Annotated in this window: 8 protein-coding genes; all 8 read left to right on the plus strand. The window is 59.6% G+C overall.

From position 1 onward, the window contains the following. Nucleotides 1-3: 3 nt before the first annotated feature. The 8 genes from AOP6_RS08420 to AOP6_RS08455 all read left to right on the plus strand — a co-directional run bounded on the left by AOP6_RS08420 (nucleotide 4) and on the right by AOP6_RS08455 (nucleotide 14,307). Nucleotides 4-1,182, plus strand: a complete 1,179-nt coding sequence (locus tag AOP6_RS08420; RefSeq protein WP_155876306.1) for a hypothetical protein — start codon at nucleotides 4-6, stop codon at nucleotides 1,180-1,182. A gap of 152 nt (nucleotides 1,183-1,334) precedes the next feature. Beyond that, nucleotides 1,335-2,504: a cytochrome c3 family protein gene (locus AOP6_RS08425; protein WP_155876307.1), complete on the plus strand. Its 1,170-nt coding sequence runs from the start codon at nucleotides 1,335-1,337 to the stop codon at nucleotides 2,502-2,504. A gap of 47 nt (nucleotides 2,505-2,551) precedes the next feature. After that, entirely contained in the window at nucleotides 2,552-3,958 is a 1,407-nt protein-coding gene (locus AOP6_RS08430) for a hypothetical protein (protein WP_155876308.1), read from the plus strand. An 8-nt stretch (nucleotides 3,959-3,966) separates the two neighbouring features. After that, nucleotides 3,967-6,108, plus strand: a complete 2,142-nt coding sequence (locus AOP6_RS08435; RefSeq protein WP_155876309.1) for a hypothetical protein — start codon at nucleotides 3,967-3,969, stop codon at nucleotides 6,106-6,108. A 74-nt stretch (nucleotides 6,109-6,182) separates the two neighbouring features. Beyond that, the gene (locus AOP6_RS08440) at nucleotides 6,183-6,758 is read left to right on the plus strand and encodes a GNA1162 family protein (RefSeq protein ID WP_225897259.1); all 576 of its coding nucleotides are present in this window, start codon (nucleotides 6,183-6,185) and stop codon (nucleotides 6,756-6,758) included. Next, complete coding sequence (locus AOP6_RS08445) at nucleotides 6,730-10,140, plus strand: hypothetical protein (protein WP_155876311.1); 3,411 nt, start codon at nucleotides 6,730-6,732, stop codon at nucleotides 10,138-10,140. Before AOP6_RS08440 ends, AOP6_RS08445 begins: the two co-directional genes overlap by 29 nt. Nucleotides 10,141-10,213: 73 nt before the next feature. Continuing rightward, complete coding sequence (locus tag AOP6_RS08450) at nucleotides 10,214-12,256, plus strand: peptidylprolyl isomerase (protein ID WP_155876312.1); 2,043 nt, start codon at nucleotides 10,214-10,216, stop codon at nucleotides 12,254-12,256. A gap of 104 nt (nucleotides 12,257-12,360) precedes the next feature. Beyond that, nucleotides 12,361-14,307, plus strand: a complete 1,947-nt coding sequence (locus tag AOP6_RS08455; RefSeq protein WP_213194525.1) for a cytochrome c3 family protein — start codon at nucleotides 12,361-12,363, stop codon at nucleotides 14,305-14,307. Nucleotides 14,308-14,316 lie beyond the last annotated feature (9 nt).

The following is a 14,316-nucleotide window of genomic DNA, read 5'->3' on the forward strand; positions in this document are numbered from 1 at the left end:
AAAATGAAGAAGTTATTTGTTATTTGCACTGCCATTCTGTTTACATTTGCTTTCAGCGGGTTGGCTCTGGCCTTCCATGACGGCGGCGTCGCCCACTGCGACGGCTGTCACTCCATGCACGGCGGCGCCAGCAACGGACCGGCCCTGCAAAAAGGCTCCGATGCCAGCTCCACCTGCCTCAACTGCCACAATGGCGCCGGTCTCTACAAAATAAGCAGCGCCGACGGCAGCAACACCAACGAGGGCGGCGACTTCCACTGGGTCAAGGACAATGGTTATACCTATATTGTCCGTAAAAATCCCGTAACCTTTGATTTCAACAACGCCGGCCACAACACCATCGCCGCCGACTACGGCATCGCCGCTGACGCCAATCTGACTGCGGCTCCCGGTGGTTCCTATCTGGCCGCCAACCTCACCTGCACCAGCTGTCATGACCCCCATGGTCAGGCCCAGGGTGGCACCATCGGCGGCGCCGCGCCCATCTCCGTTTCCGGTTCCTATGGTGACGTACCTCCGGCAGGTACCATCGCCGGCAACTACCGCATCCTCTATGACAGCAACAAGGTCGGCTTCTCCGAAGACGCGCCTATCGCTCGCGCCAACAGCTATGACGGCAAATCCACCCAGTACGGCAGCGGCATGTCCGGCTGGTGCGCCAATTGCCACGGCGCCTTCTACAGCCAATCGGCTTCTAGTGGCATGCACCCGACCGACGTCGCCGTACCGACCGTCTACAACAGTTATGTCGCTACCGGGAACTACACCGGCACCGTCGCCAATGCCTACGATCCCCTGGTGCCATTCGAGCGCGGCGTGACCACTTCTTCTGCTGACCTGCCCGATCCGACTGATGCCCTTACGGCTGGTGTTGGTGTCGATGGCAGTTCCCAGGTCATGTGTCTCTCCTGCCACCGCGCCCATGCCTCGGCCTTCTCCAACGCCTTGCGCTGGGACATGACCGAAGCCTTCATCGCTGAAAGCTGGACTATTCTGGATGGCGCAGATGCTTCCGGCACCCCCAATGCCGCTGCGCTTCTGCCTACTGCAGCAGCCAAACCATACTACAAGCATGGTGTCGATTTGGATGTGGCGGTATTTGATCCAGCCGGCACTCCTTTCACCAACGGTTACGGTCACTATCAGCGTTCCCTGTGCAACAAGTGTCACGTACAGGATTAAAAACCGGCATACCATGGCATAACCTGGTTTCTCTGTAATACTTATAAGGGCTGGCGGTTTTCGGGTCGCCAGCCCTCTTTTTCGATGCACAATCCCTGCTCCATGAACAGCGACTTCTTCATCTGACAGCTGTGCTTCTCTCGGTGGGTACCATGTCCCAGCCCATACTGACATCTCTGGCCGCCATGATCACCCTGCTCCTCGCTGCTTTTCCGGTTGAGGCGACCGCCGCCTTTCATACAGGTGGTGCCGGTTCGTGCAACGGCTGCCACAGCATGCACCACTCGGAAAATGGCATGTCGCTGACGCCCGGCTCCTGGCTGCTGCGCGCTTCCGATGCCAGTTCCCTCTGCCTGAACTGCCATGCCGGCGCCGGGGGCCCCACCTCCACTTCTGTCTACAGCTTCGACGGCAGCGCCCTCACGCCCGGTGGCGATTTTTACTGGGTCACCAAAAGTTTCAATTGGTCGGGCGGCACCAGCCCCGCCGCCCGTCACGGTCACAACATCGTGGCCAATGACTTCGGCCTGACGGCCGACCCCAACAAGGTCAATGCGCCCGGAGGAAGCTACCCCGCCGCGGCGCTGACCTGCATCAGCTGCCATGATCCCCATGGCGGCGGCCTGCGCACCAGCACCGGCCCCATTGCCGTCTCCGGTTCCTACGGGGAGACGCCGGCGGCCGGCACCCGTGCCGGCACCTACCGCCTGCTTGGCGGCTCCGACTATGTCATCAACGGCTATGCCTACACATATGATGCTCCGGTGGCCCGACAAAACCCCTTGCGTCCCTTCGCCGAGTCAGACGCTTCCCATGTCGACTACGGTGCGGGGATGAGCGAGTGGTGCGCCAACTGTCACGGCTCCATGGTGTCCAACGCCCATCAGGTTGGCAGTGGCACCTTCGCTCATCCGATCGGGCAGGATGCCCGCCTGGAAGCGGATATCGCGGCCAACTATAACAGTTATATCCGTACCGGCGACCTCAGCGGCACGGCGGCCACGGCCTACCTGCAGTTCGTCCCCTTCGAAAGAGGGACCACCAACGCGGCCCTGCTTGACCCGACCGGCACCCAGGGGCCCGACGCCACCTCCAACGTCATGTGCCTGACCTGCCACCGCGCCCACGCTTCGGCTTTCATGTATGCAGGCCGCTGGGATTTTACCACCGAACTGCTGGCCAACTCACACCCGGCCATCGGCGACAGCGGCGCCACCGCCAGCGATGTCAGCAACAGCTATTACGGTCGGGATATCGCGCTCGAATTCGGCAGCGCCCAGGGATCGTTCTGCCAGAAATGTCACCCGCAGGGAACTCCTTAAACAAACGGGCCCTGGCATGGTTTTCCCGCGAAAACATGGAGCTTGGCTTGAAAAGATGCCTTTTTCTTAAAGTGATACTGATGTCCTTCCTGGTGGCGGCCTGCAGCCTGCCGGCGGCGGTACCCGTTATTCCGGTCAGCGAACCGAGCCATGGTCTGCGGTTGTATCTGCAAACATTGCCGCAGGAGGCTCAGAATCTGACTTTAACACTGGCTGATTTCAAGGCCATCGGCATCGACGGCAGCAATATCCATCTTGACACCCCCCCTATTTTTCTGCAGGGCCATGAGTTGCTTGCTTTGCAGAAACGCCTGCTGAGCGCGGCCCTGCCGCCCGGCGAATACCGGGGGTTGAGTCTGCGCGTCACCGCCGCCGACCTGCACACGGATGAAGGAATCACCTCGTTACTGGTACCCGACGAACCTGTTGTCCTTCAGCAAGACTTTCGTATCTCTCAGGAGAAAACCCTGGCCCTCTTTCTGACCCTTGAACCCCAGCGCCTGATTACCGACGGCTACCGGCTGACACCGACCTTTAGTCTATGGCTGCCAAAGCCGGCGCTCCCGGAACTGAAAGGCTTCGTCAGCAACAGCGCCGCTGGTACCCTGAGCGTTTTTGAAAAGAGAACCCCCCAGGTGGTTTCTGTCCTTTCGGTGGGCCGCCAGCCTCAGGGACTGGTGCTCGATGCAGAACAGCGCCGGGCCTACGTGGCCCTGGCGGGGGATGACAGCATTGCCGCCATCGATGTGACCAACGAAAAGATCCAGGACAAACTGCGCCTGCGCCCGGGAGACGCCCCCAGCGAGCTGGCGCTGTCGCCTGACGGTCACACTCTGGTGGCCGTCAACGAGGAAACCTCCAGCCTGAGCATCCTCAACGCCGATCCCCTCTATGAGCAAGGCCGCCTGTTGTTGTCCTCATCGCCCAGGTCCGTTTTTTTCGCTACATCCAACGCCATTACTTACCTGCTGCAGCCTGAAATCAACGCCCTCGCCATGGTGGATCTAAAGCGGCAGGAGATCATCGCCTCGGTGAACCTGGAATTTTCACCAATCCGCGGCGCCGCCAGTCCCGATGGCCGCACCCTTTACCTGCTCACGGCCGATTCGCCCAATCTGCTGGTAGTCGACTCCTCGTCACTGGCCCTGCGCGATCGCATCCTGGTAGGCTATGGGGCCCGCTCCCTGGCTGTCAATCCCCATAACGGTATGGTCTACGTGGGGATGAAGTCCGGAGAAGTGGCCTTTGTCGATGCAGAGGTCAGTCTGCCCATCGACTCGCTGCGTTCCGATGGTGATGCCGCTTGGCTCAGCGTCGATACGGAAGAAAACGCTCTCTTTGTGGTCTCGGGTCGTGATGGCCGTCTGGGCAAATACGACCTGATCAGCAAAAAACGTCTTGGCTTGATCGAAACAGATGGCGGCAGTTATGCCGCCGTTCTCATGGGTGACTAGAAACAAACATGTCCAGAATCGCTATCCTCATCTTCCTCAACCTGATTCTGCTGGCCTGGTTCTCAATACCCTCATCCAGCCTCGCCGGCAATCTGCGTCTGCTCGGCGACTGGACCTACTCCAACACCAGCTCCGAAACGAAAGATCGCCTGACACAGGAGCGCACCGACTCGGAATCCAGACGTCTCAGTCAGATTTACCGTCTGGATCTCACCCAGGAGCTCGGCCCCACCCTCTTTCTGACCGGTGGCGCCCAACTGGAAGACAACGACCAGCGCAACGAATCCGACTCGGGAGATACCCGCACAGAAGGAAGCACTGTCCGCCCTTATGTCAACCTGCAATGGTTGACACCCTTGTACACCTTGTCGGGCGGCTATGAGGAACGGGAGGCCAAAACGAAAACAACGGGCAATGCCACACAACGAGACTTCTCGGAAACGACCACTGGCCGTTTTTATTGGCGCCCCGTCGATCTGCCGACCCTCGAACTCGACTACGCCCGCACCCTCCGCCATGATGAACCGCTGACTCATGACAATGAAAGCCAGGTTTATCGACTGAGCAGCAAATACACCTGGGAGGATCTCGAATTTCTTTACAGCTATCTGCGCAGTGACGAACAGGAAAAAATAGCCGACACTGAAGCCTTGACACAAACCCATAATGGCCGGGTGCGCTATGCCAGCACCTTTTTGGACAATCGCCTGTCTGTCAGCGCCGGGGCCCGCATGGAACGATCCATGGTGGAGTTCAGCGGAGCAACACAGCCCAGAATCAGAACCTTCCCCATTGGCGCCGGCTTTTTTCTGCTCAATGACTCTGACCCCACCAGCACCAACCTGGCCCTGACGCCCTACACCCCGACCAGCGAAGAACCTTTCACCACCATCAATCTCGGTTCAACAGGACCATCGACCCCGATCAGCCTGGGGCTGGATTTTGGCGAAAACATTCAAGTCGATGTCCTGGAGGTACTCCTGCAGGCCAACGAATCAACCTTGGATCAGCTGACGTCCACCTCCTTTGACTTCCGCGTCTTTATCAGCAATGACCAGGAAAACTGGACGGAGATCGGCGCCACGCACCTGTGGGACCCACTTAACAACCTGTACAGCATCGACCTCGCCAGCCAGGTCAATGCCGAGTTCATCAAAGTGACGACCTTTGCCCTTCCCGTCTCCTCGGGAATCACAGATGAGATTGTGGTTTTGGATATGCGCGCCTTCGTCATTCCTCCTGCCGATATCACCGAGATCATCTCGACCTATCAGAGCCTCAACGCCGGTCTCTCCTGGAAAGCGACCGACAAGACCCAGGTGCTCTTCGACAGCAGCTACCAGTACCGTGAAACCGATCTCTTTGACGACGCAAGGGCTCGTCTGAGCAACAGTCTCAGCCTGATCCACCGTTTCAATCCGATCTTTTCCGGCACAACCCGCCTGCTGCGCAGCGATGCCTGGGAACAGTGGAAGCATGATACCGCCACCACCAGCTACAGCGCCCAGCTGTCGGGGCGCTATCTGCCGACCCTGAACCAGAGCCTGACTTACAGTGGAATGCGCACGGAGGAACCGGAAGGGAAAAGCGTCAACAACGCCATCATCCTGCGCACCAACGCCGCTATGTATACCGGTTGGGACCTCTCCTTCGACCAGGGCTACAACTGGCAGGATCCCGTCACCGGCAAGGACAGCTCCAGCTTTTTTGTGCGTCTGCAGAACAGCCTCATCCCCCACCCGCGCTTAACCCTCATCGCCGATTACTCCATCCGCTGGCAGCAGAAGGAGGACGAGCCGACAGAAAGGGGTGAAACTGGTCGGGTGCGGGCAACCTGGAGCCCCACGGACAATCTCAGCTTCAACGGCGAGGTGCGGCAGCGGCGCAGTGAAGGCGATCTCTACACGTACTGGGAATACGGAGTCGGCTGGCTCCCCTTGCGCGACGGTACCCTGCAGTTCAACCTGAGCTATTACGAGGATGGCGATACGGACGACGACAGGCGCCGCAGCTTTTCGCCGAGCCTCACCTGGAGCGTGACGGATTCGGCCACGCTGAGGGTGCTGTATAATATCGGCCGCCAGGAAGTCCGCGAGGAAATGACGGATTACCAGTCCGTCATGGTGAATTTTCGCATCTACACCAATTGATGACAGGCTTTTCAGGAAGGCCGCCCGGCGGCCCGTATCACCCTGGCCCGTTTCACCAAATGAAGAGGATTGCCATGAAACTCTCCACACTGTCCAGAATCTTCCCCCTATTGCTGCTGGCGCTTTCTCTGGCTGCCTGCGCCTCTTCGGAGGCGACCTACAAAAACGCCACCATGAACTTTGGCGCGGTCCAAAGTGTCGCCGTGCTCCCCTTTGAAAATCTGACGACGGACGACGACGCTTCGGCCCGGGTGCGCGACACCTTTATGGGCATGCTGCTGGCGACGGAAGCCATGTACGTGCAGCCCCCCGGCGAGGTGCAGCGAGGGATCGACCGCGCCGGTATTCCACAGCCGACCCAACCACCGGCGGACAAGATCCAATCCATCGGTAAAATCCTCGGCGTCGACGCCGTCATTACCGGCGTGCTGCGGGAATACGGCCAGGTTCGCTCCGGCCAGACCCAGGCCAACATCATCTCGCTGAGTCTGCAGATGATGGAGGTCGAAACAGGCACGGTCGTCTGGTCCGGCGCTGCCACCAAGGGCGGCATTACCCTCTCCGACCGCCTCTTCGGCGGCGCCGGCGATCCCATGAACGAAGTGACTAAAGAGGCAGTCAATGATCTGCTCGATCAGCTCTTCCAATAAGCTTCGTGCCGCTGTGGCCGCCCTGCTTCTGCTGGCGTCCACGGCTTTCGCACAGGAGCCGACCGCTGCCGCTGTCCCGGCGGAGAGCGTTGAAGAGTTGCGACTGTCTTCCCCGCAAACGGGGGAAGTCTCTCCGTTGGCAGTCGGCACCGGTGTCGTGACCTGGAGTACGGCGGCGCAAGGGGGGCAGGCCCCCATCGAGCTGTCCTTTGAACTGTCTCGCGACGGCAAGACGGTGCAGCGGGTGGATACGGGTCTGAACACCCGTTGGATCTGGCGTCCCGAGACAGCCGGCGACTATCGGGTTCGCGCCCTGGCCATCGACGCCCTGGGCAACCGGGCAACGAGCGACTGGTCTCGCGTCTTTCGCATCGCGCCACCGCTGGAAATCGCCATCCCCCGTCCCGACCGTGAACCTCCTCAGGCGGCTCGCAGTTTCCCCATCGACTGGTCGGTGAGGGCGACCGGCGGCATCGGCGATCTCAACCTGACCTTTGAACTAATCCGCAACGGTGAAGCACCCCAAATGATGCAGAGCGGCGCTGAAGCCAACTGGCGCTGGCAGCCGCAGGAAGAGGGGCTCTACCAGGTGCGGGTCGTGGCCCGTGATGAGCAGGGCAACAGTCGCACCGGCCCTTGGACCACCCTCTACCGCATTGTGCCTCCCCTTGAAGTGAGTCGCCCGGATACGGTCATCGCTCCGCCACGGATGCTGGGCAGCGTCAAAGTCCCCTGGACGGTGCGAGCCGAAGGCGGCTTCGACGGCAAAACCTACGCTTTTGCTGTGCGTCAGCCGGACGGCAACATTATCGACACGCAAAGCGGCCCACAGCCCGAATGGGTGTGGACACCCGAAGTGCCAGGCCCCCATCAGGTACGAGTCACCGTGACGGACGCCAAAGGGAATGAAACCGTCAGTGATTGGTCGGAACCTTTCGGCATCGCCCCGCCTCTGCGAATCGAAACGCCCCGCCCTTCCCGTCCTGCGCCACAGGCCGCCATGACGCGGCTGGTAGCCTGGTCCGTGGAGGCCATTGGCGGTGTCGGCCCCAAGACCTATACTTTCAACCTGGCCCGCCATGACGCGACCGCCCAACCCCCTGAGACCATTCATGAACCCGAGTGGTTCTGGTGGCCGGCCGAAGAAGGTGAATACCGGATACAGGCCCAGGTGACGGACTCGCATGGCAACGAAGCTCTCAGCGACTGGTCCGAGCCCTACGCGGTCATGCCGCCGCTGGTGGCTGAAAAGCCCTGGACAGCCGTCCCCTTCCCACAGGTAGCAGGAACGCTGAGCGTCCCCTGGACGACCGCGGGCTCGGGCGGTGTCGGCGAGCGCCGATTCGCCTTTGAGGTACAAGATGAGGAGGGCACAGCGGTTGTGACACCCTTCGCCTTGGAAACCCGCTGGACGTGGGTGCCGCAGAAACCGGGAACCTACCTGGTACGGACACGGATGACGGACGGCCTTGCCAACGAAACTGTCAGCGAGTGGACCGAGCCCTTCCGGCTCGAACCGCCCCTCACCCTGGCCGCTCTGGGGGCCGACCGATCCTCTCCGCAGGCCGCGCAGACAAGCCCTGTTGTCTGGTCCGTCGACGTCAGTGGCGGCATCGCCCCTATCGATACGGTTTTTGAACTGAAAAACCAGCAAGGTAATGTTCTCACCATGCAGACTGGGCCCGAGACCAGCTGGACCTGGCTGCCGGAAGAGGCCGGCCTCTTCCAGATGCGGGTTCGGGCCATCGACTCGCTTGGCAACGAAACGGCGACAGACTGGTCTGCCGCCTATCGCATCGCACCACCGCTGCAGGTATCCCTTCCCCTTCCCGACAACATTTCGGACCAATATGAGCTGCGCCGCCCTGTCACCTGGGGTGTCGAAGCCGGCGGCGGTGTCGGGTCGTTGGCCACAACCTTCTGGTTGGATAAACGCGACGGCAACGTGGAGAAGGTGCAGACTGGCCGCAACACCACCTGGACCTGGGAACCTGGGGAGCCCGGCTTCTTCCGCGTGCGGGTGGATATTGTCGACCAGTTGGGCAACGAGAAAAAAAGTCCCTGGTCGCCCTGGAAGGAAGTCGTCCCACCCCTTTCCCTGCAGTCTCTAACTTCCGCCGCGCCCGCCTCACGACCGGCCCTGGGTGAGCCACTCGTCTGGAATGCGATTGCCTCCGGCGGCCTGGGCACTGTTTCCTACGAGTTCAGAACGCTCAAGGACAATAAAGAACAAGTTATTCAGAAGGGCGCTTCGCCTGAACTGCGCTGGGCCCCACACAAGCCGGGAAACTACCGGATCAAAGTGATAGCCATTGATGGCGAGGGCAATAGGGAGGAAAGTCCCTGGTCGGCGGAAGTGAAAATCACTCCTGCCATCGACAAAAACACTCTCATCGCCGTGCTGCCCGTGGAAAATCTCACCGGCGTCAAAGCTCCCGTCGACGACATCGGCGACTTTATCGAGAAAAACCTGGCCTTGCGAGGGTACCGACTGCTGCCCCGGCAGGCCCTGGTCGACTTCATGAAAACCCATCGCATGCGCTATACCGGTGGGATCGGGGAGGAGATGTCCCGTGCCCTTGCCGCAGAAACAGGAGCGCAGGCTGTCCTTATTACCTCACTGGAAAGCTACCAGGAAGCGGCGCCACCTCGCTTGGCCCTGTCGACCCGACTGGTGCGCTGCGGGGAGCGGCCTGAAGTAGCCTGGATAAACAGCGATGTCCGCACGGGCGATGATGCTCCGGGGCTTCTGGGCCTGGGGCGCATCACCTCCCATGAGCGGTTATTGGACCATACCGTGAAGGCTCTGCTTGATTCCCTCGACGCTTACCTGGCCGGCAAGCCGCAAAAGGAGGCGGCCAGCAAGGGAAAATACCGCCCGGCTGAACTCTTCCGCGCCCCCAATTTCGACCCTGAAGCCAGCACTTCGGTGGCGATCGTGCCCTTCCTGAACAAATACGCCCGCAAGAACGCCGGCTTTGTCCTCCCGTTGCACCTTCTGCAGAGTCTGCACACCCTGGACAACGTGCGGGTTTTCGAGCCAGGCCTGGTGAGGGAGCATCTGCTCAAATATCGACTGATCATGCAGGCCGGACCCTCCCTGGCTGTCTCTGACATTCTGGCCAGCCCCTCGTCCCTCGGCGCTGACCTCATACTTTCCGGCCAGGTCTTCGACTATCAGGATCAGATGGGAGATGCCAAGGTCGACTTCTCCACCCAGGTCTTTGATGGGGCAAATCGCCAGGTCATCTGGTGGTCCCGCAGCAGTGCCAAAGGTGACGATGGTGTTTATTTTTTTGATGTAGGCCGGGTTCTTTCCGCCCACAGCCTTGCCCGGGGCCTGTCCACAAATATTACCTCGCGTCTCTTTAAGGAGAAGTAAGAGAACATGGTACGTTTTTCGCTTTCATTAGAATTAGTCCTTTAACGTCAACAACTGACCAAGAGGTTCTTTCATGAAAAAAATGTTCCGTCTCATCTCTCTCGCCCTTGCCCTCAGTTTCGCTCCCCTTACCTCCGCCTTCGCGTTCGGTGATGCCCAGCATGCCGAAGAGCACAAAGCCAACCAGGTAACACTGGACGATAACGCCACCCTCAGCCTGCAGGTGCCGATTTTTTCACCGAACTTTGCCGGTACCCCCGTCGCCTTCGTCAATGAGCATCCCATCCTGCTGGGCCAGTTGACACCTGCCCTGACGCCGGTTCACGAGGAAATGCCCCTGCCGACCGAAGGAGCGGCCAAGGCCCTGACCAACACCTTCAACCGCGAACTCGACAAGGTGATCAGCGAACGCTCGCAGGGCAAAACCGATGTGCGTGTGGAGCGCATGACGACTGCGGGTATCGATAAGGACAGAAACCTGCTGGTGAATGTCCCCCTCTCCTCGCTCTGGTACGGTGAGACTCCCGTGGCCGAGGTCGACCAGGACCCCATCGTCATGGCCGAGTTTTCGCGGGACTTAAAGGCTTCTTATGGTGATATGACCGAAGAAAATCACCATGCCACCCTCACTGAAAATGCCAGACACCTGTTGGACCGCCTCATCGCGGTGCGCCTGGTCGAACTCGAAGCCCGCAATATTGGCCTGGATCAGACCGCCAATGTACGCAAGCAGGTTGACGCCTTTGCTGAAAAGACCCTGCTGTACGCTCTGCTCAATGCGCAACTGAAAGGCCTGACCTTAAACGAGGCAGAAGCAGACAAACTTTACCGGGATATTTCACTGGAAGGGAAATTTGAAAGTTACCGCTTCTCCAAACAAGAGGATGCCGTCGCGCTCCTCAAGGCTCTGGAAGAGAAGAAATCCTTCGACGCCCTGATCAAGGAAGCCATCGCCCAGGGCAAGGCCATCAAGGAAACCGATGCGGAATATACCTCTTTCAAAGATTTGCTCCCCCAGATCGCCACCGATGCCAAGGACATGAAGGCGGGGGATGTCAGCAAAATTTACACGAAGGCGGACGGCTTCCTCATCTTCCGCCTGGTCGACAAACGTTTCCATGAAGACCCTGCCGCCCTGCAGTTCGCCCGCAAAAACGTCTGGGATACCCAGGTTGCCAGCCAGGGGGAGAAGTACATTTCCAAGCTGATCGACGAAAAAGCCGTATTCAACAAAGAGGCGAAAGCCGCTATCGACTTCGCCAAGATCAAGGAAAAGAACCCGGAGATCAAACTCGGGGAAGCCCTGGCCCCCCTGCTGACGGACAACCGCGTGCTCGCCACGATCAAGGGGGCTGAGCCCGAAACCCTCACCGTGGCTCAGTTCGCCGGCAGACTGAACGGTACCTTCTATCATGGTACGGACATCGCCCTGGACGCCAAGGAGGTGGACGCCAAGAAAGAACAGATTCTCACCGATATCCTCTTCCGCCGGGCCGGCACTCTGGTCGCCAAAAATCTCGGCCTTGACAAGGAGCAGGATTACCGCCTGGAGGTGGAGGAATTCGAGCGCCGGACCCTGTTCGACAACTTTGTGCAGAAGGCCGTCGTGCCCGATGTGACCATCAGCGAAGAAGAAATTCGCCAGTATTACGACGACAATGTCCAGAAATATTCCACTCCGACCATGCTGCGGGTCAAGTCCCTCCCCTTCTACCGTGAGAACGACGCCCGCGAAGCCTTGAAAAAGCTGCAGGGTGGGAGCGATTTCAAATGGGTGGCCGCCAACTCGTCCGGGCTGGTGCCTGTGGAAAACAAGGATCTGCTCACTTTCGGCAACAGCATTCTGAGTCTGACGTCCCTGCCTGCCAATCTTCAGAAAGAGGGCGGTTCCTATCGCACCGGTGACGCCATTGTATTCAGTGACCCCGATAAATTTTTCTACGTCCTCTATTTTGAAAAGGTCTATCCGCCTGAACCGAAGCCATACGACCAGGTTCGAGAGGAGATCAGGCAGATCATTTTCCAGAACAAGGTCGAGGAAACCCTGGAGATGTGGATCGGCAAACTCAGAGAGGCCTACGATACCCGCATCTATCTGAGCGGGCAGGCTTCGTGAAAGACTTTAAGGGTAACCGGTTTGATACCAGACAATCATTGACAAGGTTATTTTCTGAGCGAGGTTGGACCATGAGCTTATCGTCAGGAAAAAACAGGGTATGGGTGGCAGTCCTGTCTGCGGTGGTCATCGCCCTCTCTACGGGAATCACCGTCGGAGAGGCCGAGGCGGCCAAGCGTTCCTTCAGCCGCCAGGGCTGCATCGACTGTCACAAGGACTTTGACAAAGACTTTTTGTCCAAGAAGCATGTTCATCCGGTGGTCAAGCAGCAGAAATGCGAGGAATGCCACTTGCCGCACGGCATCATTCCCAAGCTGCTGCTGAAGGAATCGGGGAACAAGGTCTGCTTCCCCTGCCATAGCCAGGAAGATCTGGGTCTGGACAAGAAGGGCGTCCACAGCGCCGTGCGCAAGGGGCAATGCACGACCTGTCACAATCCTCATGCCTCGGACAACCCCTTCATGATGAACGCCAGCGGCAGCGATATCTGCTTCCAGTGCCACGATCGGAAGCCCTTCTCCCGCAAGGAGGTACACGGCGTCATCAAGGACCAGGGATGCCGCGCCTGTCACATGGCTCACGGTTCCCCCGAGCCGAACCTGCTGACGGAGAATCCCCTGAAGCTCTGTCTTTCCTGTCACGACCCGGGGGACAAAGCTTTCCGCCAGGCCCATGGCGATTATCCGGTGGAACAGCAGTCGTGCACGCTCTGCCACGATCCCCATTCAAGTGACTTGGGCAGCCTTCTCAAGGGGAGTGTCCACTCGCCGGTAGCCGAAGCCAGCTGTGACGCCTGCCACAACAGCGCCACTTCGGCGGAACCCTTCGGCCTGACCCAGACCGGCAGTGAGCTCTGCCAGAACTGCCATGACCAGGAAGAGCTCAAGGGCGGCGGCACGGTGCTGCATTCACCCTTTGAGGGGGGCGAATGTCTCTCCTGCCACGCCCCGCATACCTCGGATAACGCCGTGCTGCTTACGGCCCCGGGCAACCAGCTGTGCTTCGACTGCCATGCCGAGAAAAACGCCAAGTTCACCAGCCCACACGCCCCGGTCGATTCGGAAACAGGTTGTCTGTCCTGTCATTCACCCCATGCCGGTCTGCACGACGGTCTCCTCGCTCTGCCGGACGGCAAGCAGTGCCTTGAGTGCCACGCCGACGTCAAGACCGCGATTGCCAAGCTGGCGAAACCCCACCAGCCGGCCACCGAAGAAATGTGCAGTACCTGCCATAATCCCCACGGCTCCAACGCCCCCGACATGCTCACCCAGCGGGCGGACGCCCTGTGCTACCAGTGCCATGCCGAGCTGGAGGGATCATTCCTGCAGACGGTCATCCATCAGCCGGTCAAATCAGGGAGCTGCACCATCTGCCACAACGGCCACGGCGGCGCGGATGCACGCTTTCTGCGGGCCCAGGGTGCCGATCTCTGCGTGACATGCCACGAGACCCTGATGGACAATCCGAACAGAGAACTGGAGCACTCCCCCTTCAAGGACAGGGATTGTCTCATCTGCCACGATCCCCATGCCAGCCCCTACGGCGGCATGCTCGCCGACGCACAGAAAACAGTGTGTGCGGCCTGTCACGGTGATCTGAACGAAGCCTTGTCCTCGGCGACGAGCCAGCACGCTCCGGTTACCAACGGCGAATGCAGCCAGTGCCACAGCCCCCACCGAACGGCGCTGCCTGGGCTGCTGCTCACCACCGGCATCGACCTCTGTCTCTCCTGTCATACGACCCTGAAGGACAAGATGGCCAACGAACGGACGCATTCGCCGGTCGCCCAGGACTGTCTGCAATGCCACAAACCGCACCTGTCGAAGCAGGTTCGCCTGCTGACGGCGCCGCAGCACAGCCTGTGCGCCGAGTGCCATGAGACGGATGTCGACTCCTTCAGCAAGGCGCATGCGGGCATCGCCACCGAGGTCATGGACTGCGTCACCTGTCACAACCCGCACGCCTCCAAAGATCCGCAATACTTCAAGGATGTCATGCATGCGCCCTTTGCGGCACGATCCTGTGAACCCTGCCACCTTGTCGAGCAGTGAGGGGGACGA

Origin of the sequence: Desulfuromonas sp. AOP6 (assembly GCF_009731355.2) — a bacterium.
In the GTDB taxonomy this organism is placed as follows: Bacteria; Desulfobacterota; Desulfuromonadia; order Desulfuromonadales; family SZUA-540; genus SZUA-540.